Annotated in this window: 23 protein-coding genes; 18 read left to right on the forward strand and 5 right to left on the reverse strand. The window is 64.9% G+C overall.

Features of this window, described 5'->3' with window-relative positions; translation table 11 throughout:
• Positions 1–51: 51 nt before the first annotated feature.
• From LJ362_RS00745 to LJ362_RS00760, 4 genes are all read left to right on the forward strand, one after another.
• Positions 52–1092, forward strand: a complete 1041-nt coding sequence (locus tag LJ362_RS00745) for a DctP family TRAP transporter solute-binding subunit (RefSeq protein WP_264800277.1) — start codon at positions 52–54, stop codon at positions 1090–1092.
• Position 1093: 1 nt separating this feature from the next.
• Entirely contained in the window at positions 1094–1648 is a 555-nt protein-coding gene (locus LJ362_RS00750; protein WP_264800278.1) for a TRAP transporter small permease, read from the forward strand.
• A complete protein-coding gene (locus tag LJ362_RS00755) occupies positions 1645–3168 on the forward strand; it encodes a TRAP transporter large permease (RefSeq protein ID WP_264800279.1) in 1524 nt (507 codons plus the stop codon). Before LJ362_RS00750 ends, LJ362_RS00755 begins: the two co-directional genes overlap by 4 nt.
• Positions 3169–3261: 93 nt before the next feature.
• Positions 3262–4029: an SDR family NAD(P)-dependent oxidoreductase gene (locus LJ362_RS00760; protein WP_264800280.1), complete on the forward strand. Its 768-nt coding sequence runs from the start codon at positions 3262–3264 to the stop codon at positions 4027–4029.
• A gap of 121 nt (positions 4030–4150) precedes the next feature.
• On the opposite strand, the gene LJ362_RS00765 is transcribed toward LJ362_RS00760, so the two are convergent.
• Positions 4151–5107, reverse strand: coding sequence for a DNA-binding protein (locus tag LJ362_RS00765; protein ID WP_264800281.1), 957 nt, complete (start codon positions 5105–5107; stop codon positions 4151–4153).
• A 63-nt stretch (positions 5108–5170) separates the two neighbouring features.
• On the reverse strand, positions 5171–5872 hold the full coding sequence (locus LJ362_RS00770) for a YoaK family protein (RefSeq protein ID WP_139467797.1): 702 nt from the start codon (positions 5870–5872) through the stop codon (positions 5171–5173).
• Between the two features lie 203 nt (positions 5873–6075).
• On the opposite strand from LJ362_RS00770, the gene LJ362_RS00775 reads away from it, so the two are divergent.
• Together LJ362_RS00775 and LJ362_RS00780 are read left to right on the forward strand one after the other, a co-directional pair.
• On the forward strand, positions 6076–7881 hold the full coding sequence (locus tag LJ362_RS00775) for a gamma-glutamyltransferase family protein (RefSeq protein WP_264800282.1): 1806 nt from the start codon (positions 6076–6078) through the stop codon (positions 7879–7881).
• A 2-nt stretch (positions 7882–7883) separates the two neighbouring features.
• Complete coding sequence (locus tag LJ362_RS00780; protein WP_264800283.1) at positions 7884–8564, forward strand: GntR family transcriptional regulator; 681 nt, start codon at positions 7884–7886, stop codon at positions 8562–8564.
• Positions 8565–8626: 62 nt separating this feature from the next.
• Here the strand turns inward: LJ362_RS00780 and LJ362_RS00785 are convergent, their stop codons facing one another.
• Positions 8627–9124 carry an SRPBCC family protein gene (locus tag LJ362_RS00785; protein ID WP_264800284.1) on the reverse strand — a complete coding sequence of 166 codons (498 nt, stop codon included), beginning with the start codon at positions 9122–9124 and terminating at the stop codon, positions 8627–8629.
• A 1-nt stretch (position 9125) separates the two neighbouring features.
• Positions 9126–9575 carry an ArsR/SmtB family transcription factor gene (locus LJ362_RS00790; RefSeq protein ID WP_413774216.1) on the reverse strand — a complete coding sequence of 150 codons (450 nt, stop codon included), beginning with the start codon at positions 9573–9575 and terminating at the stop codon, positions 9126–9128.
• 326 nt (positions 9576–9901) lie between these two features.
• On the opposite strand from LJ362_RS00790, the gene LJ362_RS00795 reads away from it, so the two are divergent.
• From LJ362_RS00795 to LJ362_RS00805, 3 genes are all read left to right on the forward strand, one after another.
• Positions 9902–11362, forward strand: a complete 1461-nt coding sequence (locus LJ362_RS00795; RefSeq protein WP_264800285.1) for an APC family permease — start codon at positions 9902–9904, stop codon at positions 11360–11362.
• Positions 11359–12276 (forward strand): universal stress protein, encoded by a 918-nt coding sequence (locus LJ362_RS00800; RefSeq protein WP_264800286.1) that lies wholly within the window; start codon positions 11359–11361, stop codon positions 12274–12276. The genes LJ362_RS00795 and LJ362_RS00800 overlap by 4 nt, the downstream gene beginning before the upstream one ends.
• A gap of 133 nt (positions 12277–12409) precedes the next feature.
• Positions 12410–13261: a fumarylacetoacetate hydrolase family protein gene (locus tag LJ362_RS00805; RefSeq protein WP_264800287.1), complete on the forward strand. Its 852-nt coding sequence runs from the start codon at positions 12410–12412 to the stop codon at positions 13259–13261.
• 91 nt (positions 13262–13352) lie between these two features.
• Here the strand turns inward: LJ362_RS00805 and LJ362_RS00810 are convergent, their stop codons facing one another.
• Complete coding sequence (locus LJ362_RS00810; protein ID WP_264800288.1) at positions 13353–13832, reverse strand: hypothetical protein; 480 nt, start codon at positions 13830–13832, stop codon at positions 13353–13355.
• Between the two features lie 280 nt (positions 13833–14112).
• On the opposite strand from LJ362_RS00810, the gene LJ362_RS00815 reads away from it, so the two are divergent.
• From LJ362_RS00815 to LJ362_RS00855, 9 genes are all read left to right on the forward strand, one after another.
• Positions 14113–14460: a hypothetical protein gene (locus LJ362_RS00815; RefSeq protein ID WP_264800289.1), complete on the forward strand. Its 348-nt coding sequence runs from the start codon at positions 14113–14115 to the stop codon at positions 14458–14460.
• 1 nt (position 14461) lies between these two features.
• Positions 14462–15910: a sodium:solute symporter family protein gene (locus LJ362_RS00820; protein ID WP_180345551.1), complete on the forward strand. Its 1449-nt coding sequence runs from the start codon at positions 14462–14464 to the stop codon at positions 15908–15910.
• Between the two features lie 136 nt (positions 15911–16046).
• The gene (locus LJ362_RS00825; protein ID WP_264800290.1) at positions 16047–17327 is read left to right on the forward strand and encodes a CaiB/BaiF CoA transferase family protein; all 1281 of its coding nucleotides are present in this window, start codon (positions 16047–16049) and stop codon (positions 17325–17327) included.
• 66 nt (positions 17328–17393) lie between these two features.
• Positions 17394–17954: a dihydrofolate reductase family protein gene (locus tag LJ362_RS00830; protein ID WP_264800291.1), complete on the forward strand. Its 561-nt coding sequence runs from the start codon at positions 17394–17396 to the stop codon at positions 17952–17954.
• 156 nt (positions 17955–18110) lie between these two features.
• The gene (locus LJ362_RS00835) at positions 18111–19058 is read left to right on the forward strand and encodes a hydroxymethylglutaryl-CoA lyase (protein WP_264800292.1); all 948 of its coding nucleotides are present in this window, start codon (positions 18111–18113) and stop codon (positions 19056–19058) included.
• A gap of 13 nt (positions 19059–19071) precedes the next feature.
• Positions 19072–20286: a CaiB/BaiF CoA transferase family protein gene (locus LJ362_RS00840; protein WP_264800293.1), complete on the forward strand. Its 1215-nt coding sequence runs from the start codon at positions 19072–19074 to the stop codon at positions 20284–20286.
• Positions 20287–20369: 83 nt separating this feature from the next.
• Positions 20370–21434 (forward strand): Bug family tripartite tricarboxylate transporter substrate binding protein, encoded by a 1065-nt coding sequence (locus LJ362_RS00845; RefSeq protein WP_264800294.1) that lies wholly within the window; start codon positions 20370–20372, stop codon positions 21432–21434.
• On the forward strand, positions 21431–22063 hold the full coding sequence (locus tag LJ362_RS00850) for a tripartite tricarboxylate transporter TctB family protein (protein WP_264800295.1): 633 nt from the start codon (positions 21431–21433) through the stop codon (positions 22061–22063). Before LJ362_RS00845 ends, LJ362_RS00850 begins: the two co-directional genes overlap by 4 nt.
• 10 nt (positions 22064–22073) lie before the next feature.
• Positions 22074–23588 carry a tripartite tricarboxylate transporter permease gene (locus LJ362_RS00855; RefSeq protein WP_264800296.1) on the forward strand — a complete coding sequence of 505 codons (1515 nt, stop codon included), beginning with the start codon at positions 22074–22076 and terminating at the stop codon, positions 23586–23588.
• Positions 23589–23597 lie beyond the last annotated feature (9 nt).

The following is a 23597-nucleotide window of genomic DNA, read 5'->3' on the forward strand; positions in this document are numbered from 1 at the left end:
CCTGACCCTACCGAACCCACAGACAGTGAAATAACAGAAATCAAGGAGGCGATGGTGCCGAGAACACGGACGACGAGGACCATGCTCGTTTGGTCCGCCGTACTGATGGTGTGCGCCCTGCTGCTGGCAGGGTGCGGAACGAACTTCGGCACCACCGACGACGGAAAGCAGCGCTACCGGTGGAAGATGACGGTGACGACCGGGTCGACCTCGACGTGGTACCTCGCGGCGGAGAAGCTCGCGAAGGACCTCGAGAAAGAGACCGACGGCCGGATCACCATGAAGATCTTCACCAGCGAACGACTCTCTGCAGGTGAACCGACGGCCGGAGTCGAACAGCTCATGGACGGGGCGAAGGACTTCTCCTACAACTCGCCGATCATCTACGCCGGAGTCGACCCGCGCTTCGGCGCTGTCACCGCTCCCTTCATCTTCGACTCCGTCGAGGACGGCCAGAAGGCGCTCGACGGCAAGGGTGGCGACGTCTACGCCGACTACCTCGCCGAACGGGGCGTGCATCTGCTCGGCTTCGGCGAATCCGGCATGCGGCAGCTGACGAACACGCACCGGCCCATCCACACGCCCGACGACATGAAGGGCATGAAGTTCCGCATCCCCGGCTTCGGCATGTACACCGACCTCTACCGCGGACTCGGCGCGAACCCGACGACGATGCCCTTCGGTGAGGTCTTCACGGCCCTGCAGCAGGGAGCCATCGATGGTCAGGAGAACCCGATCGACGTCATCTACTCGGCGAACCTGCAGGAGGTCCAGCCGTACCTGACGCTGTGGAACTACTCGTACGATCCGCTCATCCTCGGCATCAACAAGGACCTCTTCGACTCCCTGACGCCTGAGGACCAGAAGCTCGTGACCCGCCTGGCAGGCGAGGCCAACGACTTCCAGATCAAGAAGAACCGCGACGGCGAAGAGAAGCTCATCGCCGAACTCGCCGACTCCGGCATGGAGGTCAACGAACTCAGCGACGAGGAGAAGGACGCCTTCCGCGCCAAGCTGGGGCCGATCTACAGCGAATACCGCAAGGTCTGGGGACCGGACATGTCCCAGGCGTTCATCCCGAAAGGACTGTGAGATGAGAGCCATCAGATTCTTCGAGGACTGGGTCGTCATCGCCTCATTCATGGTGATCGTCGTCGTCACCTTCGTCAACGTCCTCTCCCGCTACATCTTCAAGGCCTCATTGGCCTTCTCCGAGGAGATCACCATCAACCTCCTCGTCGTGCTCACGATGATGGGAGCCGTGGTCGGGATCCGCCTCGGCGCGCATCTCGGGTTCACCTATCTCGTGGAGAACGCAAAAGGCAGCGTGCGCCGCGTCCTCCTCATCACCGGCACCACGCTCATCGTCGTTTTCCTCGCCGTCCTCCTCATCTGGGGCGGCGAGATGACGATCGCGCAGGGACTGCGCGGCCGGGCGACACCATCGCTGGGTATCCCACAGTGGCTGTTCACCCTGTCCATTCCCTTGGCCGGGCTGCTCGGAATCATCCGCAGTCTTCAGGCCCTGCGGACGGCTCTGCATGAGGACACCTCCGCCGAGGCGGTCGTCGAGCGGCTCGCCAGCGAAGCCGCTCCGACCATCGACTCGTCCGAATTCTCCTCTGACCTCGAAGGAGGCCGGAAATGATCGCGCTTCTGCTCTTCGGCAGCTTCTTCCTCTTCCTCGGCCTCGGAATCCCCGTCGCCTTCGCCCTCGGTCTGTCCGCCGTCGTCACCCTCGTGACCACCGACGGTGTGCAGGTCCTCGACGTTGTGCCCTCGGTGATGTTCCCGTCGATGAGTTCGGGTACGCTGCTGGCGATCCCGTTCTTCATCCTCGCCGGCATCGTGATGCAGTACACGGGCATCTCGCAGCGGCTCGTCCACCTCGCGTTCCTCATCTTCGGGCGCCTGCGCCACGGTCTGGCCGCGGTGACGATCATCTCCGCGTTCTTCTTCTCCGCGATCTCCGGATCGGGTCCCGCGACCGTGGCTGCGATCGGTGCGATCCTCATCCCCGCGCTCGTGCGCAACGGCTATCAGAAGAAGCACGCGGTCTCCCTCGTCGCCGCGTCCGGTTCGATGGGCATCGTCGTGCCGCCGTCGATCGCGTTCATCATCTTCGCCGTCGTCGCCGCCGAGTTCGGCAAGATCTCGATCTCCCGTCTGTTCATCGCCGGCATTGTGCCCGGCATCATCATGGCCCTCGCGTTCTTCATCGCCGCCCTGTTCGTGCCTAGGGTGCGCGAGCTCGCCGGTCTGCCGGTGAGAACGAAACCCGGCGCCGAGGCGGCCGCAGGGTCCGCGTCGACCGGAACGTCGGCGTCGGGTTCCGCCGGTGCTGACTCCGCTGGGAACGGTGTTTCGGGTGACGGTGCGGCAGGGGGCAGGACTCAGCTGCTGACGACGAATGGGAAGGCCGCCTCGGCGAGTTCCGGATCAACTGGTGCGGGCGTCGGAACAGTCGATCCGACGGTCACGGTCAACTCCGAAGGCGGGTTCGGTGAGATCCTCACCGCGCTGGTCAAGGCCATCCCCGGACTGCTCATTCCGGTGATCATCCTCGGCGGGATCTACGGCGGAATCTTCACCCCCACCGAGGCGGGAGCCGTCGCATCCGTGTATGCGCTCATCGTCGGGGTGTTCGTCTACCGGGAGCTGACCTGGAAGGACATGCCGAAGGTGTTCCTCCAGTCCGGGGTCTCGACCGCGGTCATCATGTTCATCGTCGGTGTGGCCAGCCTCTTCTCCTACGTCATCACCGTCGAGGGCGTGGCCGACCGGATCTCGACGGCCGTGCTGGGCGTGACGGACAACAAGTACCTCATCCTCGCGGCGATCACGATCATCCTGCTCATCGTCGGCGCCTTCGTCGACGCGATCAGCGCGTTCTACCTGTTCATCCCGATCCTCGTGCCGATCCTCATCGGCGTGGGCGTGGACATGACGACGATCGGCGTGTTCATGACCGTCAACCTCGCGATCGGTCTGTTCACGCCGCCGGTCGGGCTCAACCTGTACGTGGGTGCGGGCATCGGGAAGGTGCGTTTGGAGGAAGTCGTGCGCGGGGTCGTGCCGTTCCTCGTCTGCGCGATCATCGCCCTGCTGCTCATCACCTACATACCGGCGATCTCGAACTGGCTGCCCGACCTGCTCGGGGTCGGATAGTTCGGGCTGCCTGCTGTCGGGGTCGGTGCCTACGGGCGTCGGCCTCGGCTGGCGGGTCCGGACTGCCGTTTTCACATCATCTCAAGGAGAACCATGGAACCGTATCTGCTCACGAACAAGACGGCCCTGGTCACCGGTGCCGCGCAGGGCATCGGCCTGGCCATCGCCACTGCACTTGCCAGGCGAGGTGCCTCGGTCGGCATCGTCGATCTCAAAGGTGCCGAGGAAGCTGCCGCGTCGTTGGCCTCGGAGTACCCGGACCAGCGGTTCGCCGCGTTCTCGCTCGATGTCCGCGACGCCGAGGAAGTGACTGCCGCGGTGAGGGCGTTCGTTTCGACCTTTGGGCAGCTCGATATCCTCGTCAACAATGCGGGCACGGCCGCACGCATCGGCATCGATGAGATCACCGCCGAGCAGTGGCAGCGTGACATCGAGACCAACCTCGGTGGGACGTTCAACTTCATCAAGGCCGCCGTCCACCCGCACATGTGGGAGGCCCGGAGCGGGTCGATCATCAACATCTCGTCGATCTCGGGCATCAACGGGGGAGCGGTCTCCGACGGGGAGGCCGGGGCACGGTCGGGTCCGGCATATGCGGCGAGCAAGGGCGGGATCATCGCCCTGACGAAATGGGTGGCCAAGGAGTACGGACGCCAGGGCATCCGCTGCAATTCGGTGGCGCCGGGGCCGGTCGAATCCGCGCTCACCGCCGGTCAGGATTACGACACCTCGGGGCAGGCGCTCGATCGGATGGGCCAGCCCGATGAGATCGCCGAGGCGGTCGCTTACCTCGCGACCGACGGCGCCGCGTTCACGACGGGACAGATCCTGCGCGTCGACGGCGGGGCCGTGATGTCGTGAGCGTTTGATTGTTCTGAGCTCGAGCAGGCGATCCCCGCATCATCCTCAGGATGGCGCGGGGATCGGTGTCTCTGCCGATCGGCCGGATCGGGCGGCTCTCCCGGTCGACTGGTCTGGTTGGTCAGTTGTCTCGCCCTGGTCCGTCGGTGCGGCGGACGAAGAGCTCGAAGGTCACGGCCACGGGGTTGGCCCCGGCCTTGAGGGTGCCGGCGCAGACCTCTCCGGCGACGTCGACGACTTCCCCGGAGAGGTTGGTCTGTGGAGATCTGCCCTGTGTCCCGATCACGGTGCCGCTCAGATGGGTGAACTCGACGGCCGGCCACGGGGCGGTGCCATCGGTGAACACGGCTCCGGTCGTACTGCCGAGACTCGCGAGAACCTCGGCGGAGTCGAAGCCTACGTTGCGGCAGACAGCAAGGACCGCCTCGTCGAGGATCTCACCGGGACGGATCCGGGAGATGACGGCATCGGGGGAGTCCGGAGACTCGGACGATTCTGACGTCTTCACTGTCCGGTCGGTGGGCGTCGGAGCGAAGGCCGAGAACCCGGTCTCGGGGTCGACCTCGCTGATCAGACGCGCATCGTGAAGGGTGAAGAGTCGGATCGTCAGCCCGGCCGGCCCCGCTAGAGTGCCCGGCAACAGGTGTCCGCCTTTGTTTTGGCCGTCCGCACCGGTCCATGAGGCGTGGACGTGGCAGAAAGGTGTGCCCTCACGAAAGCCGATCGTCGCAGATGCGTGGCGAAGTTCCGTGGGGTTGTCGACGCTGAATGCTTCGGTGAACGACATCGGGTGATCGGCGTCGGGACCAAAGGCGGGGTGGACATAGTCGATGCGACCGAATTGTCCGGAGACGAACTCGGCCATGATGCCGTCCACTGCGAAGTCGGTCAGGGATGCTTCGAGGGCGTTGAACAGGTCCGCGCCCTCCGGCAGTTCGAGGACGTGCTCGGTCCAGCGGGTCGGGACGGAGACGATGCGGGGGTTCTGCTGCGGACCCGCATGGACGACCGCAGTTCCAGGTGCCTTCAGCGGGAAGGTCGGCTGTTGCAGTGCTGTCGTCTCGGCTCCATTGCTCATGTCTCGATTATGGTCGGGGGCCTGGGGCGGTGTCGCCGAAGATCCAAGTGGTGGAACGTGAACTCAGGCGTTCGAGGCAACTGCGGCGGCCGCCTCGGCGCGGGTTCGTCTCTTCTTCTCACCGAGGTGGCCGATCACGGCTGCGGCGGCGATCATAACGGCGACGAGGGCGATGCCGATCCACTGGTTGAGCATGAGCGTGGCGGCACCGGCCAGCGCGCCGATGAGGATGAGAACGACGGCCAGTGCTCGGCGGATCCAGCGGACGTTGTCACCGCCGGCCAGGCTCGAATCGGCGGCGAGGCCGACGATCGTCGAGGTCACCACCACGGTGGTGACGTCGGCGATCTTCATCTTCCGTGCTGCCGCGGCCTGCGCACCCATGAGCGCGGACAGGGCCGAGGTGAAGATCGTACCGGCAAGCCCGATCTCGGGGTCGGGGACGACCGCGACGTAGACGGACAAGGCGGCACAGCCGACGGCGACGCCGGAGAAGATCGCGGTCGTCCGGTGGTGCCAGTTCTCGCCGATGTCGCCGAGGATGCGCCCGGACAGTGCCGCACCGACCATGAAGAACACGAGGGCGAGGGCGGGGCGGAGGACGGGAACGCCGTCGGCGCCGGCGAGGCCCATGCCGAGGATGACGACGTTGCCGGTCATATTGCCGGTGAAGACCTTGTCGAAGCCGAGGTAGCCGATGGCGTCGACCATACCGGTCGAGAAAGTCAACAGCAGGAGCATGGCCAGGTCGAGGCGGCGGGTCATGGTGTCCTTTCCGGGCGAGTGGAGCCGGCATCAGTGCCGGAATGTCGCCATAAGGTGTAATTGTATACAAAACTGTAATCGGGTGACAGTTGGCATGCAATCGATGGGCAACCGGAATTGTCCGGGTATCGTCGGTATCGACAGCTGGCCACGGCTTGAACGCCGAACCACGATCAGCTGACCACTGCCGAAGGACTTCGCCCATGACCATTACCCCGCCCCCAGCGTTCACCACGCGCCCCACCCTCGAAGGGCACTTCGGGATGGCGGCATCGACGCACTGGTTGGCCACTGCGACATCGCAGGCGGTGCTCGAACGCGGCGGGAACGCTTTCGATGCTGCCGTCGCCGGAGCCTTCGTCCTCCACGTCGTCGAACCCCACCTCAACGGACCCGGCGGTGACATGACCGGGATCTTCGCCACCGCCGCCGAGCCTTCCCGGCCACAGGTGATGATGGGCCAAGGGCCGGCTCCGGCTGCGGCGACGATCGAGCACTTCCGCGGCGAGGGCCTCGATATGGTTCCCGGCTCCGGGGCTCTCGCTGCCGCTGTTCCCGGAGCTGTCGATTCGTGGCTCAATCTGCTCGAACATCATGGGACGTGGGAGCTCGCCGACGTCCTCGACTTCGCCATCGACTATGCCGACAACGGGCATCCGATCCTCGCCCGAGCAGCCGGGACGATCGCGAAGGTCAGCGAACTCTTCACCGATCACTGGCCGACCTCGGTCGCACAGTGGATGCCCGAAGGCCGAGTTCCCGAAGCCGGCGAGTTGGTGTTCAACCACGCCTACGCCGATGTGCTGCGCAGACTCATCGCAGCCGGTGACGGCGCTGCGGCACGGGAAGAGCGGATCCGAGCGGCCCGACAGGAGTGGAAGTCCGGATTCGTCGCGCGGGCGATCGCCGACTTCGTCACCACCGCGCACAGACACTCGACGGGAGGCGACCATGCCGGAGTCTTGACGCTGGAGGACATTTCCGCCTTCGACGCCGGGTTCGAAGATCCCGTCACCATCGACTTCCGCGGATATCAGGTCGCGAAGATCGGTGCCTGGGGTCAAGGTCCGGTGCTGCTGCAGACTCTGAAGATCCTCGAAGGCTTCGACGATGACCGCCTCGATCCGTCGACCGAGGTCGGAGCGCACACGATCCTCGAGGCGCTCAAGCTGGCCATGGCCGACCGGGATACCTATTACGGCGATGCCGACGTCGACCTCGACTGGCTGCTCAGCGACTCCTATGCGGTTTCCCGACGCGAGCTCATCACCGAGCAGGCATCGGCGGAATTCCGTCCCGGGCTTGGCCGGGATGGGGCGGCGCCGGTCTTCACTACTCCGCTCATTCCCGAAGGAGCAGACAAAGAGGAGCTCATCAAGGCCGGTATCGGGGAGCCGACCGTGCAGAAGAACGGCACCAACCATGGCGACACCTGCCACCTCGACGTCGTCGACCGGTGGGGAAATATGATCTCGGCGACCCCGTCCGGAGGGTGGCTGCAATCCTCGCCGACCGTTCCCGGGCTCGGATTCTGCCTCGGCACTCGGCTGCAGATGATGTGGCTCGACGAGGCGGCTCCCTCGGCTCTGCGTCCGGGCAGGCGCCCGCGCACGACATTGACCCCGACGCTGATCTCCCGAGATGGGCAGCCGGTCATCGCTCTCGGCTCACCCGGCGGTGACCAGCAGGAACAGTGGCAGCTGCTGCTGATCCTGCGCATGCTCGTCGGCGGCTACCGTGCGCAGGAGGCCATCGATGCGCCTGCGCTGCAGACTACGTCTTTGGCGGGGTCGTTCTGGCCGCGCACCTGGGTCCCGGGTGGGGCGGTCGTCGAGGACCGCCTCGGCGAGGATGTCATCAACGGGCTCATCAACCGCGGTCACAACGTGACCAGAGCGGGGGAGTGGGAGCTCGGGAGGCTGTCGTGCGTGACCCGGGATCCGGCGACGGGGCGGCTGAGCGCCGGAGCGAATCCGCGTGGGGCGCAGGGTTATGCGGCGGGGAGATGACCATGGCTGATTCGCACGATGCGCAACTGGATGTCGCCGCGCAGATCCGCACCGACATCATCAAGGGCAAGCTCGAGCCCGGGGCCAAGCTGCGTGAGGTTGCGCTGGCCGAACGCTACGAGGTGTCGCGGATTCCGATCCGGGAGGCGTTGCGAACCCTCGAGGCCGATGGTCTCGTCGAGTCCCGGAAGTTCAGCGGTTCGGTTGTCGCACCCTCACCGGCCGAGGATGCCGAGGATCTGTTCGAGATCCGCATCGTGCTCGAATCGGCGACCGCGAAGCGCGCCGCCCGCCGGGCCGCTGAGCTCAGTGCCGGCGGCGACCACGATGCGAAGTGGTCGGAGATCCGCGCAGAGATCAACGAGATCCTCGAGGCCGGAGACGCAGTCATCGCTGAGGAGCGCTTTGAGGACCTCGCGATGCTGAATATGCGTTTTCACTTCGCGGTCGCCGAGCTCAGCGGGAGCCTGTCGTTCATCAGCCTGCTGCGTCAGATCTCGGGCAAGATCGAGTGGCTGTACTCGCTCAACCTCATGCGTCGAGGCCCGCAAGCGTGGCCGGAGCATCGCGAGATCATCGCCGCCATCGATGCCGGACAGGTCGATCGGGCCGCCGAGGCAATGGCCCGTCACGTGCGCCGCAGCCGCGATTCCTACTTCGCCACCATGTCCGAACGCCCCTAACTACTACCTGACGGCGGCTCAGCAACCTGGCGCCAGGTTGCTGAGCCGCCGTCAGGTAGCAATTAAGCTTCGGTGAGGAGGCGGTCGAGTTTGTTGTAGCCTTCGACGATGCCGTGCTCCATACCCGAGGCGACCATGCCGTCGCGGGATTCGAGTGAGTCGAAGATCGAGGTCGACATCAGCCGTGTCCGCCCGTCGCCGAGGTCAGTGAGCGTGAGGATCTCGAGGTTGACCGCGTCCGGGAATCCCTCAAAGGTGAAGGTCTGGACGATGCGCTCGTTCTCCCGCACCTCGTGGAACGAGCCGAAGAACGCGTACTCGCCGCGATCGTCGTTCGAAACATAGCTCCAGTTCCCGCCGGTCGTCGCATTCCATTCCCGGATCGTGTTCGTGATTGAGTCCGGTCCGCACCACTTGACGAACAGTTCGGGGTCGATATGGGCCCGGAACACCTTGTCCGGTGAGGCGGCGAAATCGCGGGTGATCGAGACAGTCTGCACCTCCTCGGGGACGTCGAGCTTGAGAGTCGAATAGTCGGCTGCGGTGTCTGCGGCGGTCATGTCATGCTCCTTTGCGTGATTTTCTGTGGGGTGATGTGTCCTCGGGCCCCTTCGCCGAGGCGGCGCTCGAGTCCGAGTCGTTCGCTACCTCGTCCGCGTTCATCGCTTCGAGGACCGCGTCGAGGCGCTGGTAACGTTCCTCTGCCTGCTGCTTGTATCTTTCGATCCATTTCGTCATCAGATCGAACACATTGTCTTCGAGGTGGACTGGTCTGCGCTGGGCGTCACGGGTGCGGGAGACCAGTCCGGAGTCCTCGAGCACCTTGAGATGTTTCGATACGGCCTGCAGGCTGACGTCATAGGGTTCGGCGAGTTCGTTCACCGTCGAGTCCGCGACGCTGAGTCTGGCCACCATGTCCCGCCTCGTCGGGTCGGCCAGAGCGGCGAAGACCTTGGACAGCTGATCGGCCACTGCGGCCTCCCGTGCATCGATATCGAAACTTCTGTTCAACCTTTCGGTTGATTGAAAGCGTAGTACTGACTCCTCGAAGCAGTCAACCCTCTGGTTGAATAAAGTCCAACTATTCTCGTCCGCCTCGCTCTAGAGCTACCCGACGGCGGCCTAGCAACCTTGCGCCAGGTATCTGAGCCGCCGTCGGGTAGTAATTGATCGGAGGGTGGCTGTGACCCGCAGGATCGGCACAAGCCGCAGAGTCGGCACGTCCCACCGCGCACCGGCCCGCGATTTCATCCCTTCGACACCGCCGGAGTCGCGAACCTCAAGTACAGTCGAAGCGACGAGGTATACCGAGCCGACAAAGATGTCAGGAGTTGATTATGCCCACACTGCGACAGCAGCTGTTCCGGATCAAACCGGTGCCACGGCAGAAGGAAGACGTCGAGACCGATCTCAAACGCACGATCGGGCTGTTCTCGCTGACGATGGTCGGCGTCGGTTCGACCATCGGCACCGGCATCTTCTTCATCCTCTCCGAGTCCGTTCCGGTGGCGGGACCCGCCGTGATCTGGTCATTCGTCATCGCCGGTGCTGTCGCCGGCCTCGCGGTCATCTGCTACGCCGAACTCGCCGGATCCGTCCCCGTCTCCGGTTCCTCCTACTCCTATGCGTACGCGACCCTCGGCGAACTGCCGGCGATGGGTGTGGCCGCGTGTCTCCTCCTCGAATACGGAGTCGCCGGTGCGGCCGTCGCGGTCGGCTGGTCGCAGTACGTCAACCAGCTGCTGTTCAACCTCTTCGGATTCCAGATCCCGCACGCCCTGGCCTATGCGCCGGAAGAGGGCGGAATCGTCAACCTTCCGGCCATCCTGCTGCTGGCGATGTGCTGCTTCCTGCTGGTGCGCGGCACCGGCGAATCCATCGTCGTCAACGCGATCATGGTCTGCCTCAAGGTCGGCGTGCTCATCTTCTTCATCTGCGTCGGCGTCACCGGTTGGAACACCGACAACTTCTCCGACTTCGCACCCTTCGGCATCTCCGGAGTCGTCGCTGGATCCGGTCTGATCTTCTTCAGCTATGTCGGCATGGATGCCGTCGCCACGGCCGGCGATGAGACGAAGAACCCGAAGAAGACGATGCCCCGAGCCCTCATCGCCGCACTCATCATCGTCACCTCCGTCTACGTCCTCGTCGCCGTCGCCGCCCTGTCCGCCCAGCCGTGGGAGGAGTTCGACGGACAGACCGCGGGTCTGTCGGCCATCCTCGAGAATATCGTCGGCTCACAATGGCCCGGCACGGTCGTGGCCGCCGGCGCGGTGATCTCGATCTTCTCCGTCACCCTGGTCTCGATCTACGGCCAGTCCCGGATCCTGTTCACGATGGCCGGCGACGGAATGATGCCCAAGCTCTTCCGCGAGGTCAATCCCCGCACCCTCACCCCGGTCAAGGGCACGATCGTCGTCTCCGCCGTCATCGCGATCCTCGCCGGCTTCATCCCGCTGAACTTCCTCGCCGAGATGACCTCGATCGGCACCCTCGTCGCCTTCGTCGTCGTGTCCCTGGCCGTGATCATCCTGCGCGTGCGCGAACCGAACCTCGAACGCGGCTTCAAGGTCCCGTTCTATCCCGTCCTGCCGGTGCTCTCGATCATCGGCTGCTTCTGGATCATCTCGAGCCTGCAGGTCATCACGATCGTCGTTTTCATCATCTGGACCGCCTTTATCCTGGGCCTGTACTTCATCTTCGGCCGCAAGTCCTCCGTCCTCGGCAAGCAGCTCGCCGAGGCGGGACCCACCAATCCCGAATCCCCCGGAACGGACTCCACAGGAGGAGCCAAATGAGCATCGTCGTCGGTCTTGCCCCAGGTCAGGACAACCGCGCAGCCGTCCAGCTGGGCATTGTCCTTGCCCGCACCTATCGGCGCCGGATCGTCGCAACCGCCGTGGACTCCGCCGCGTTCCCGATGGCGCCCGTGCACTTCGAGAGTCAGTACGAGAACAGGTTCCGCACTGTCGCCGAGGCGGCCCTCGACGAGGCGCGTGCGCTCATTCCCAGCGATATCGAGTCCGAATGCGTCCTCCACTCCGCGCGGTCGTCACGGCGCGGACTGCTCGAGATGTGCGAGAAGACCGATGCCTATCGCCTCGTCGTCGGACCGTCGTCGGAGGGGAAGTCGGGCAAGATCGCGCTCGGATCGGTGTCGAACGGTCTGCTGCACAGCGCGAGGCTGCCGGTGGCTCTGGCTCCGGCCGGATTCGAAGCGTCGGAGGGCGCGCGGCTGGAGCGGATCACGGCCGCGTATTCCGGGTCGTCCACCTCGGCGGATCTCATCCTCGGCGCTGCGATGGTCTCGGCGGAGTCGGACGTGCCGTTCCGCATCGCCTCGTTCGCCCCGCGTTCCCGAGTCGTCGCGTCCGCGAACGTCCCCTTCGATATGGAGTCGCGCGTCATCGACGAATGGACGAAGGCCGTCCAGCGCGACACGGACAAGATCCTGTGTTCGATCGAACAGCTGCACATCAAGCCTGGTGAGACGGACGTCGTTGTGGGAACCGGCGCCGATTGGGCCGCGGCGCTCGGGGCCGTCGAATGGAAGCACCCGGAAGTGATGATGCTCGGTTCCTCCGGGCTGGGTGCGCTCAAGCGCGTGTCGCTGGGCAGTCACGCGATGCGGATCCTGCAGAACTCTCCGGTGCCGATCGTCGTCGTGCCCCGCCGCGCGAAGGCCGATTACATCCGCCAGCAGACCGTGTGACGGTCGAACTCGGTGGGAGTTTCGACGCCTGCGGGTGTCCAATACTTGAACAGTTCCAAATTAGCGGAGGGAGTCTCGCTAGCCTGACGAAAGGTCACAACGACGTGGCCGAGAGTTAGTAGAGAGGAACCGCATGGAACTGCTGCGACTGGGACCGATCGGACACGAGATTCCGGCAGTCCGCCACGACGGAGCCTGCTTCGACCTCCGCCCGCTGTTCGATGACATCGACCCGGACTTCTTCGCCGCCGACGGCGTCGGACGCGTCCGAAGCGCGCTTGACGCTGGGGAACTCAAGCCGCTCGATGGTGCTGATGAGATGCGCATCGGCGCGCCGCTGACCCGACCTTCTGCCATCGTGTGCGTGGGTATGAACTATGCAGCGCACGCTCGTGAGGCCGGAGCCGAACCTCCCGAGCGACCCGTCATCTTCTTCAAGATGCCCTCGACCATCGCCGGGCCCAAAGATCCGATCGAACTGCCGCCGTATGCGACGAAAGCTGATTGGGAGGTCGAACTCGGAGTGGTCATCGGATTACGGACCTTCAGGGCCGCCTCGGCGGAGGAAGGACTCAATCACGTCGCCGGGTACGTGCTCGGCAACGATCTGTCCGAACGCCGACTGCAGATCGAGGAGTCCGGGGGCCAGTGGTCGAAAGGAAAGAATCTGCCCGGGTTCACCCCGATCGGGCCGTGGATCCGCCCCGCCGCCGAGGTGGACCCCGGCAACCTGCGCCTGCGCAGCTGGGTCAACGGCGAAGCCAGGCAGGATTCGTCGACGAGTGACCTCATCTTCTCCGTCGGCGAGATCATCTTCCAGCTCAGCCAGGCGATGGCCTTCGAACCGGGCGACGTCATCCTCACCGGCACACCGCAGGGCGTCGCGCTGTCGGGGCAGTACCCGTACCTGGTCGACGGCGACGTCGTCGAAATCGAGCTCGAGGGCCTCGGCCGACACCGACAGATCGTGACCGTCACGGAGTGAATGCACGAAGCGGCGCACCGATGACTGGTGCGCCGCTTGTGTTTGCGGATCGGCGTCTCAACGATGACGCCGGATCAGGTGAGGGCTGAGATCAGCGGTTCTCGTCGAAGCCGCCCTGCTCGCCACCGAAGCCACCCTGGCCCTGGTCCTGGCTGCCGAAGCCACCCTGCTCCTGCTGACCCGACTGACCCTGCTGGCCGCCCTGTTCGCGGTCGTTGGCTCCGCCGAAGCCGCCGGACTGCTGTCCTTCCTGGGACTGCTGGCCACGGTCGTCTCCGCCGAACCCGCCGTCGTTCTGACCGCCCTGAGCCTGCTGGCCGCGATCATCGCCGCCGGGTCCGTCCTGTTCCTGACCGCTGGGCTGGCCACCCTGCTCACGGTCATCTCCAGCGAATCCGCCGGACTGATCCTGGCCGCCGCTGAAGTCGCCCTGCTCTTGCTGGCCCGACTGGCCCTGCTGGCCACCCTGATCGCCGAAGCCACTCTGCTGTCCCTCGGGACCGCTCTGCTGCACATTGCCGAAGTCGTTCTGACCGCTGTCGTTGTTGCCTGCGAAATCGTTCGATTCCATGTCCAACTCCTCATTCGGTGACGAATCATCGCTGTCTGCGACTCGATTGCCAGTCTTCGGTACCCAGAGCCTGGCTGACAATAGAGTTCAAGGAATGTTGCACGAAGTTCACTCAAGCCGCAGCTGATGTTCAGCCAAGGCAGCTTTTCAATGCGACTTTGCTGTCAGCGGCATTTCGTCACCGTCCAGCACCGATTGTGGAGAGAAGATGGACGTGGTCGTGACCATGGTGGTCGGACCGCCGGCCGAGCAGACCGGCCGAACGAGTGCGGGAGGCACAATGAGTACACCCGATTCCGACACACGACGGGTGACGAAAGGTCGCGTCACGGTCTGGGCAGTTCTCTGTCTCATTCCGGTGATCGCCGCCTTCGTCCTCCAATGGCTGCCGATTCTCAACGGCCCACATCTGTTTCTCGGGCTGCCGACCATCTTGTGGTGGACCTGTGTGCCCGGCAGCCTCCTCGTCACCGGCATCCTCCTGATCATCGAGAAGACCCGCCCCGATCTCGAACGGCAGGGCCACCTCGACGACCTTGCCCTCGAAGAAGCCGAGAGGCTCGAATCGGCCAAAGTCGGAGACCGACCGGAAGTGCAGGCACACCGCGACAACGGTCGGGAGGGCTGAGATGAGCACTATCGAGATCGTCACCCTCGGCGGAATCGTCCTCGTCGCGATCCTCGGTTTCATCGGACGCAAGAAGCCCAATGCCGACCTCTCCGAGTGGACCGTCGGCGGCCGACGCTTCGGCGTGGCCACGACCTGGCTGCTTCAGGCCGGCGAAACCTTCACCACCTTCACCTTCCTCGGTACCGCCGGGCTCGTGGTCTCGGGAGGCGCCGCCGCCTTCTACTCGATGCCCTACGTGCCCCTCGGCTACCTGGTCCTCTACTTCATCGGCCCGAAGATCTGGCGCATGGCCAAAGCACGCGGACACCTGACACAGGCCGACTTCCTCGAACACAGCTACTCCTCGCGCACCCTCGGAGTCATCGCAGGCATCTGCGGAGTCATCTTTCTGCTGCCCTACCTGCAGCTGCAGATCACCGGACTCGGCCTCATCGTCCAACTCGTCACCGGCAACCGAACGACGGGCGTGTGGTCAATGGTCATCGCTTTCATCCTCGTCGTCGCCTTCGTCCTGTGGTCGGGTCTGCGAGGGGTGGCCACGACCGCGTACTTCAAAGACGCGCTCATGCTCGTCATGCTCTTCGTCGTATGCATCTCGATCCCCATCCATTTCACCGGCGGATTCACGAACGTCTTTGACACCGTCGCTGCCACCATGCCCGACCTCCTGAGCGTCCACGGCACAGAGGAATACGGCATCCCCTGGTACATCTCGAACATGGCGATCAGCGCCATCGGCGTGGCCTTCGTGACTCTTCCGCACATGTGGCCGCCGATCCTCGCAGCCCGCAGCTCCGCGGTGCTGCGTCAGAACTACCTGTGGCTGCCGATCTACAACACCTTCATCGTCCTGCCGCTCATCGTCGGCTACGTGGCCGTCGTCATCCTCGGTCGGAACACCGATGCCGACTCGGCTCTGCTCCACCTGTCCGGACAGATGTTCCCCGATTGGGTGATCGGAGTCCTCGCCGTCGCCGGAATCACCACGGCGATGGTGCCCTCGGCCGCGCTGCTCATCGGCATCTCGACCCTGGCTTCACGCAATGTCTTCCGGATCAGATCCGAACGGCATCAGTTCACTGCGACTCAGATCATCGTCGTCGTCGCCACTGCCCTGTCGCTGCTGCTGGCCATCGTCATGCCCGACCTGCTGGCGAACCTCCTGCTGCTGACTTTCTCCGGCCTCGACCAGCTCGCTCCGGCGATCGCCGCGGCTCTCTTCTTCCGCGGTCGTCTCAGTGTTCGCTCGATCATCGCCGGTCTCGCGGCGGGACTGATCGTCGTCATCGCCTACACGTTCTGGCTGCCGTTGCCGTGGGCGATCAGCGAAGGCATCATCGGCCTCGGCGTCAACATCCTCGTCGTTGCGGTCTGCGAAGCCGTGCGTGCCGGGGTCGGTCGGTCGAAGGCTGAGATTCCGACTGAATCCATCGGTCAACGCGCGTAGGTCACGCTGCGGAACAGCTGAGCACCGCCTCGGCGAGGTGGACCTTCCGAACTCCCGGACGGCGGATATCCGCGCCGAACGCACCGACACCTGGCACCATGGGAGAACCGAACCACGCACAACTAGGAGCATCGTCATGAGCACGCACCGACTTCCCCTTTCCGGTGTGCGAGTCCTCGAACTCGGCAATTACATCGCCGCACCCACCGCCGGGCGGATGCTCGCGGACTTCGGCGCCGAGGTGATCAAGGTCGAACGCCCCGGCACCGGCGACGAACTGCGCAACTGGCGGCTCAAAGCCGGCGACACCTCGATGCTCTACCGCACGATCAACCGCAACAAGAAGTCGGTCGTGCTCGACCTGCGCAGCGACGAGGGCCGTGAGGCCGTGCTCGAACTCGTCCGCCGCAGCGACATCCTGCTCGAGAACTTCCGCCCCGGCACCCTCGAGAAGTGGGGACTCGGCCCCGACGCGCTCGAAGAGGCCAACCCCGACCTCGTCTTCGTGCGCATCTCCGCCTTCGGCCAGACCGGACCGATGTCGTCGCGCCCCGGATTCGCCGCCGTGGCCGAAGGATACTCGGGCTTCCGCGAACTCGTCGGCGACCCCGACCGCCCACCCGTGCGCGTGGGCATCTCGATCGGCGATTCGATCGCCGGCATGCAGGCGGCGTTCGGTGCCGTGATGATGCTCTTCGACCGACAGCGGCAGAAGATCGCCGGAGCCGCCGAGGCGGTCGTCGGATCCGCGCACAGCTTCGAAGGCAAGGGTCCGCTGTCGGAGCGGACCGTCGACGTCGCGCTCAACGAGGCGATGTTCTCCGTCATGGAATCCCTCGTCCCCGACTACTCCGCATTCGGCGAGGTCCGCACCCGCACCGGCGGCCGGATGGAGGGCATCGCGCCCTCGAACGGCTACCTGTGCGCGGGAGGGAAATCCGTGGTCATCGCCGGCAACGGGGATGGAATCTTCCCGCGGCTGATGACGGCGATCGATCGTCCCGATCTCGCCGAGGATGCCGAACTGCAGACGAATGCCGGCCGTTGGCAGCGACGCGACGAACTCGACGAGGCGATCGGGGCGTGGTGCGCGCAGCGTTCGGTCGACGACGTCGTCGAGGCCCTGGAGGAAGCGGGCGTTCCGGCCGGACCCATCTACACGGCCGAGGATCTCGTCGCCGATGAGCAGCTGGCCGCTCGCGGGATGATCCAGAACCTCGACGTGTCCACCGGCGAAGAAGTCCTCGAAGACGTCGCCTTCCCCGGCATCACCCCTGTCATCGGCGGCGAATCGATCGCGATCGACCACCTCGGTCCCGATCTGGGCGAGAACACCGACGAAGTGCTGTCCTGGTTGGGACTGGCATCGGAGCAGAATGCATCTCCGGACGCGGACGACGACGGCGCCGAGGACTGAACGCCACGCCACGGCTGTCTCCGAAGACCTCTTCCGGCGGGGACCGCCCAAGTCTATCCTTATGCCATGGGCGAGCTGAGGTACTCGATCAACGTCACCGTCGACGGCTGCTGCGACCATCGCGTCGGCGTCATCAGCGACGACTTCCACCTTCACCATGCGAACAATCTCAAGCGTGCCGACGGGCTGATCTTCGGCCGCATCACCTACCAGATGATGGAAGACGCGTGGCGCCGACCCGAGGGTGACACGACCCCGGAAGCGGATCTCGACCCTTTCGTCGCGGCCATCGACCCGGCCCGCAAATTCGTCGTCTCGAGCACCCTGGACAGCGTCGACTGGAACTCCGAACTCATCCGCGGCGACCTCGCCACCGCCGTCCGCGAGCTCAAGGAACAGTCGGTGACGGGACTCGCGACAGGGGGAGTGACGCTGCCGCTGGCTCTGGCCGAACTCGGTCTCATCGATGAGTTCGAATTCGTCGTCCACCCCTGCATCGCCGGCCACGGACCCTACCTCTTCGCAGGACTGAGTGACGTCGTCGACCTGGAACTCGTCGACCGCAGCGAACTCGAAGCAGGGCATGCGATCCAGACATACCGCCCGAAGAAGCAGGCTTCCCGATAGACGGGACTGAACACAGGCAATTCTCCCCGACCTCTCATATGCCGAACAAAGCCTGTCCACTGGACTGAGCGCGTTATATAACGAGAGTGGAGTCGCGCATGGTCGCGCGACGACGAATCGTTTCCCGTTCACCGGGAGCCTGCTTGAAGGAGTCCCATGGTCCGGCCCACGTCCGTCGACATCCTCGACACCACTCTGCGCGACGGTCTGCAGATCGAAGAAGCCATCGTGCCCACCGATATCAAGGTCACCCTGGCCGAGAAGCTCATCGGCTCGGGGCTCAAACACATCGAGGTCGGCTCCTTCGTCAATCCGAAGAAGGTCCCGCAGATGGCCGACACCGACGAACTGCTGCGCCGTCTGGCACCACACGAGGCCGACGGGGTCGAGTTCTACACCCTCGTCTTCAACCTCAAGGGCGCCCAGCGGGCCGTCGACGCGGGCGCGAAGAACATCAAACTCGTGCTCTCGGCCTCCGAAGGACACTCGAAAGCGAACTCTGATGCCTCCATCGCCGAGGCCTCGGACCGCCTCATGGACGCCGCAGTCTTCGCCCGTGACCAGGGACTGCGCTTCGATATCACGACCGCCGTGAGCTTCATCTGCCCCTTCGACGGAATCACCGAGGCGGGCCACCTCGTCGAGGTCCTCCGTCCCTTTGTCGACGCCGGAGCCCACGGCGTCGGGGTGGCCGACACCATCGGCAACGCCAACCCATCGCTGGTCCGCCGCAACACCTCGGCGGTTCTCGACGCGTTCCCGGACAAACCGGTCAACCTCCACCTCCACGACACCTACAACTTCGGCATGGCCAACGTCATCGCCGCCCTCGATCTGGGGATCGCGAACTTCGACGCGGCCATGGGCGGACTCGGCGGCTGCCCCTTCGCCCCGGGGGCTGCCGGCAACATCGGCACCGACGACCTCGTCCACCTCTTCCACCGCGAAGGCGTGGCCACCGGCGTCGACGTCGAAGCGCTCACCGAGGTGCGCGAACCTCTCATCGCCGCCGTCGGACACGACCTGACTTCGAGCCTGTCGGACATCCCCGCGACCCCCGCGGTCTTCGACGACCGGTTCGCGGCCGCCTCGGCGAAGGTCTGAAATGACTTCCCATATGACCGCCGAACAGACCCAGGCAACGACTCCCGAACCGCTGCCGCTCGAAGGCATCCGCGTCATCGAGTTCTCCCACATGGTCATGGGTCCCAGCTGCGGGATGATCCTCGCCGACCTCGGCGCCGAGGTCATCAAGGTCGAACCCCGCGGGGCCGGCGACAAGACCCGCTACCTGCCCGGGTCCGGATCCGGGCTGTTCCCCGCGTTCAACCGCAACAAGCACAGCGTCCAACTCGATATCGCCGAGGCGGCCGACCGCGACCGCGTCCTCGACCTCATCGATTCCGCCGATGTCCTGCTCGAGAACTTCCGCGTCGGGAAGATGGACTCGATCGGCTTCGGATACGAAGAGCTCTCTGCCCGCAACCCCGGACTCATCTACTGCTCACTCAAGGGATTCCTCTCCGGCCCCTACGGGAACCGCGCCGCCCTCGACGAGGTCGTCCAGATGCTCGGGGGATTGGCGTATATGACCGGTCCACCCGGCCAGCCGCTGCGCGCCGGAGCCAGCGTCAACGACATCATGGGCGGAATGTTCGGCGTCATCGGCATCCAGTCGGCACTGCGCGTGCGCGAAACCACCGGCCGCGGAAAACTCATCAACTCCGCACTGTTCGAGAACAACGCCTTCCTCGTCGGCACACACATGGCACAGTCCCAGATCAGCGGCGAACCACCGCGGCCGATGCCGACCCGTCAGGCCACCTGGGCCGTCTACGACATCTTCCGCGACGCCGACGACAACCAGGTCTTCGTCGCGGCCGTCTCCGACGGGCAATGGCGCGACCTCTGCGACGAATTCGGATTGACGGGGCTCGCCGCCGACCCGGACATGCTGACCAACCAAGGCCGAGTCGACCAACGCGACCGCATCCACGCAGAACTCCAACAGGCGCTGTCCCAACTGGGCCTGGCCGAGATCGAAGAGAAATGCACCCGCCGCGGACTCCCTGTCGCTCCCGTCAACACACCCGCCGACCTCACGGCTGACCCGCACCTCGTCGCCTCCGGGGCGCTCGCCCACACCGGGCTGCCGACAGGAGCAAGCGTCGATGTGCCGCTGCTGCCGCTGACCTTCGACGGGAACCGGCTCGGGCTGCGCAGCGACGTGCCCGAACCCGGCCGTCACAACAGCCATTACCGAGACGGTCCGGCAGTGCCGACGGGCCCACCGGTCGATGGGCCCCAGCCCGACGAGAACCGCCTGGACTGACAACTCAGTCAGCGGCACCACCAGCACCATACCCACCAATACACCACCAAATATCGAGAACCGAACACACAAGGGGACAGCTCATGCGATCAACGACGATCACACGCACACGGACGGCCGCCTCGGCGAAGGAGGGGTCGACGAGCACTCGCAAGCGCGCGGCGAAGATCGGAGCCGTGCTCGCCACGGTCGCCCTCGTCGCCACCGCCTGCGGAAACAAGGCGCAGCCCCCGGGCGAGGGCGGGGACTATCCGAAGGGACCGGTCACGGTCACCGCCCCGGCCGAACCCGGATCCGGCTGGGACACCACGGCACGGGCGCTGGTCGAGGCGCTGCAGAAGGAAGACATCGTCTCCACGCCTCTGCCCGTGCAGAACAAACCCGGCGGCACCGGCTGTTCGTGGCTGACGTCGATGATGCAGCAGGAGAAGGGCAAGGACGATCAGATCGCCATCACCTCCCTGGCCAGCCAGACGATGAAGGCGCGCAACCTCTGCGAATTCGGTCCCGAAGACACGACGCTCATCGCCACCCTCTACGTCGAGGACTTCATGGTCGTGACGCCGAAGGACGGGGACTTCAAGGATCTCGACGCCCTGGTCAAGGCGCTCAAGGACGACCCGCAGAAGGTCACCGTCGCAGCCGCCGGAGACGACACCCTGCCGTTCGCCCTGTTTGCGAAGGAAGCCGGCGTCGACCCGGCCGACATCAACTTCGTCAACTACGACGGCGGCGGCGAGCAGACGACCGCCATGCTCAACGGGGACGCGAAAGTCGCCATTGCCGGCATGAGCGAATTCCGCTCCGTCATCGAAGCCGGTGACATCGAACCGCTCGTCACTTTCGCCCAGGAACCGCTGGCAGCACCCTTCGACAAGGTGCCCACCGCGAAGGACTCCGGCTACGACGTGACCCTGGGCAACTGGCGCGGAGTCTACGGACCCGCCGAGATGCCGCAGGAAGCCGTCGACTTCTGGGCCAAGGCGCTCGAAGACGTGAGCAAGTCCGACGCCTGGCAGGAGACCCTGAAGAACAACCAGTGGGCCACCGAATTCCACACCGGCGACGAAGCACAGGCCTACGTCGATGACGCTGCGAAGACAGTGGAAGAAGGCGTGAAGGAAACCGATCTGGGCAACAGCAAATGACCGCCAACCGCACCGACCTCATCACCGGCGGCGCCATCGCCGTCATCGGCGCGGTGTACTACATCGCGACGTTCTCCATCCAGGAGACCGCGAACATCGTCACCCCGCGCACCTTCCCCGCCATCGTCGGGATCGGACTCATCGTGCTCGGCCTCTTCCTGGCAGGTCAGGCCGTCCTCCGGCACCGGAAGGACACCCTCGCCGAGGCGGCTCCCGCGTCCGCAGGGTCCGCTGAGCCGGGCACGGGGTCCGTGCCCGGCTCCGGCGCGGGCGGCGGGACCGCCTCGGTGAGCGGAGACACGGACCGCAGCGCCGCCTCGGCGGGGGAATCGTCACTGGAGACGGCAGGCACGGTCGAAGCGGTCGGCGGGATCGTCCTCGAGGCCCCACCGGAGCCGCAGGTGCGCAAGGTCGTGTTCCAGTTCGCGCTCTTCTTCGTCTATCTGGCGATCCTCATCCCGGTCGGGTTCCTCCTCTCGACGGCGGCGTTCCTCATGGGGCTGACCAGCATCTACGCGCCGGAGAAGTGGATCCGTAACCTCATCTTCTCCGTGATCTTCGCGGTCGTGGTCTACGCGGCGTTCGTCTACGGACTCGCCGTGTACCTGCCCGTCGGGATCCTGGGTTAGGGGGGCGGACATGGACACTCTCATCGATCTGGGCGGCGGCTTCGCCTCGGCGCTCGAACCGGTCAGCCTCGCCTTCGCCCTCCTCGGCGTGCTGCTGGGCACCGTCGTCGGAGTGCTGCCGGGAATCGGACCGATCTCCGCGATCGCGATCCTCATCCCGGTCTCCTTCGGGATGGAGCCGGTGCACGGCCTCATCCTGCTGTGCGGAATCTACTACGGGTCGATGTACGGCGGCTCGATCACCGCCACGCTCATCAAGACCCCTGGTGAGGTCGCCAGCGCGGTGACCGCGATCGAAGGCTACGAAATGGCCCGCCGCGGTCGGGGCAAGGCGGCCCTGGCGACCGCGGCGATCGGATCATTCCTCGCCGGCACCCTGGCGATCATCGGACTGACGTTCCTCTCACCCGTCCTCGTCAAGCTCGCGAACGTCTTCGGCGCCACCGAATACTTCCTGCTCATGGCCACGGCCCTGCTGCTCGCGTCGACGATGTCGGCGGGTTCGCGGGCCAAGGCGCTCATCTCGATCTTCATCGGCCTGGCCGTCGGCCTCATCGGACTCGACTTCCAGACCGGACTGCCCCGGCAGACCTTCGGCATGGATCTGCTCTCCGACGGGATCGACTTCACGATCTTCGCGATGGCGCTCTTCGCCATCCCCGAGGCGATCCGCAATCTCGCGCTCGGACGTGGGGCCAAGGATGAGATCCAGAGCTTCGGAAACGACAAATGGATGACGAAGGAAGACTGGCAGCGGTCGGCCGGCCCGTGGGCCCGCGGTTCCGTGGTCGGCTTCATCATCGGCATCCTGCCAGGAGTCGGTCCGTCGCTGGCCTCGTTCATGTCCTACATCATGGAGAAGCGGATCTCGAAGCGGAAGGACGAATTCGGTCACGGAGCCATCGAGGGCGTGGCCGGTCCGGAAGCGGCGAACAATGCCGGTGTCGGTGGTGCGATGATTCCGCTGTTCAGCCTCGGCATCCCGGGTTCGGCGACGACGGCGCTGCTGCTCTTCGTGTTCACGATGTACGGCCTGCAGCCGGGACCGCTGATCTTCCGGGACGACACCGGTCTGATCTGGACGATCATCGCGAGTATGTACATCGGCAATATCGCGCTCATCATCCTCAACCTGCCGCTGGTCGGGGTGTTCGTGAAGCTGCTGAAGATGCCGAAGGAGATCCTCTTCTCCTCCATCCTCGTGCTCGTAGTCATCGGCGCCTATGCCATCGAATTCAGCCTGTTCGGGCTGATGATGCTCGGCATCTTCGGCGTCATCGGCTATCTCATGGAGAAGGGCGGCATCCCCTTGGCTCCGGCGATCCTGGCGCTCGTGCTCGTGCCGCTGCTCGAGGACAACTTCCGGCGCATGCTGCAGATCTCCGGCGGATCGTTCGCACCCCTGGTCACCAGGCCGGTGTCGCTGTCGATCATCATCCTCATGGTGCTCGGCATCATCGGACCGATCATCTTCCGGTGGTGGGTGTCCCGGCGAAAGCTGCTCGCCGATGTGACGGTGTCGTGAGGAGTGGGA

It is taken from the genome of Brevibacterium sp. JSBI002 (genome assembly GCF_026013965.1).
In the GTDB taxonomy this organism is placed as follows: Bacteria; Actinomycetota; Actinomycetes; order Actinomycetales; family Brevibacteriaceae; genus Brevibacterium.

Bases quoted from the DNA above. Each gene is read 5' to 3' on its own strand.
- LJ362_RS00745 (WP_264800277.1), top strand. From the start codon at position 52: ATGGTGCCGAGAACACGGACGACGAGGACCATGCTCGTTTGGTCCGCC.
- LJ362_RS00750 (WP_264800278.1), top strand. From the start codon at position 1,094: ATGAGAGCCATCAGATTCTTCGAGGACTGGGTCGTCATCGCCTCATTC.
- LJ362_RS00755 (WP_264800279.1), top strand. From the start codon at position 1,645: ATGATCGCGCTTCTGCTCTTCGGCAGCTTCTTCCTCTTCCTCGGCCTC.
- LJ362_RS00760 (WP_264800280.1), top strand. From the start codon at position 3,262: ATGGAACCGTATCTGCTCACGAACAAGACGGCCCTGGTCACCGGTGCC.
- LJ362_RS00765 (WP_264800281.1), bottom strand. From the start codon at position 5,107: ATGAGCAATGGAGCCGAGACGACAGCACTGCAACAGCCGACCTTCCCG.
- LJ362_RS00770 (WP_139467797.1), bottom strand. From the start codon at position 5,872: ATGACCCGCCGCCTCGACCTGGCCATGCTCCTGCTGTTGACTTTCTCG.
- LJ362_RS00775 (WP_264800282.1), top strand. From the start codon at position 6,076: ATGACCATTACCCCGCCCCCAGCGTTCACCACGCGCCCCACCCTCGAA.
- LJ362_RS00780 (WP_264800283.1), top strand. From the start codon at position 7,884: ATGGCTGATTCGCACGATGCGCAACTGGATGTCGCCGCGCAGATCCGC.
- LJ362_RS00785 (WP_264800284.1), bottom strand. From the start codon at position 9,124: ATGACCGCCGCAGACACCGCAGCCGACTATTCGACTCTCAAGCTCGAC.
- LJ362_RS00795 (WP_264800285.1), top strand. From the start codon at position 9,902: ATGCCCACACTGCGACAGCAGCTGTTCCGGATCAAACCGGTGCCACGG.
- LJ362_RS00800 (WP_264800286.1), top strand. From the start codon at position 11,359: ATGAGCATCGTCGTCGGTCTTGCCCCAGGTCAGGACAACCGCGCAGCC.
- LJ362_RS00805 (WP_264800287.1), top strand. From the start codon at position 12,410: ATGGAACTGCTGCGACTGGGACCGATCGGACACGAGATTCCGGCAGTC.
- LJ362_RS00810 (WP_264800288.1), bottom strand. From the start codon at position 13,832: ATGGAATCGAACGATTTCGCAGGCAACAACGACAGCGGTCAGAACGAC.
- LJ362_RS00815 (WP_264800289.1), top strand. From the start codon at position 14,113: ATGAGTACACCCGATTCCGACACACGACGGGTGACGAAAGGTCGCGTC.
- LJ362_RS00820 (WP_180345551.1), top strand. From the start codon at position 14,462: ATGAGCACTATCGAGATCGTCACCCTCGGCGGAATCGTCCTCGTCGCG.
- LJ362_RS00825 (WP_264800290.1), top strand. From the start codon at position 16,047: ATGAGCACGCACCGACTTCCCCTTTCCGGTGTGCGAGTCCTCGAACTC.
- LJ362_RS00830 (WP_264800291.1), top strand. From the start codon at position 17,394: ATGGGCGAGCTGAGGTACTCGATCAACGTCACCGTCGACGGCTGCTGC.
- LJ362_RS00835 (WP_264800292.1), top strand. From the start codon at position 18,111: ATGGTCCGGCCCACGTCCGTCGACATCCTCGACACCACTCTGCGCGAC.
- LJ362_RS00840 (WP_264800293.1), top strand. From the start codon at position 19,072: ATGACCGCCGAACAGACCCAGGCAACGACTCCCGAACCGCTGCCGCTC.
- LJ362_RS00845 (WP_264800294.1), top strand. From the start codon at position 20,370: ATGCGATCAACGACGATCACACGCACACGGACGGCCGCCTCGGCGAAG.
- LJ362_RS00850 (WP_264800295.1), top strand. From the start codon at position 21,431: ATGACCGCCAACCGCACCGACCTCATCACCGGCGGCGCCATCGCCGTC.
- LJ362_RS00855 (WP_264800296.1), top strand. From the start codon at position 22,074: ATGGACACTCTCATCGATCTGGGCGGCGGCTTCGCCTCGGCGCTCGAA.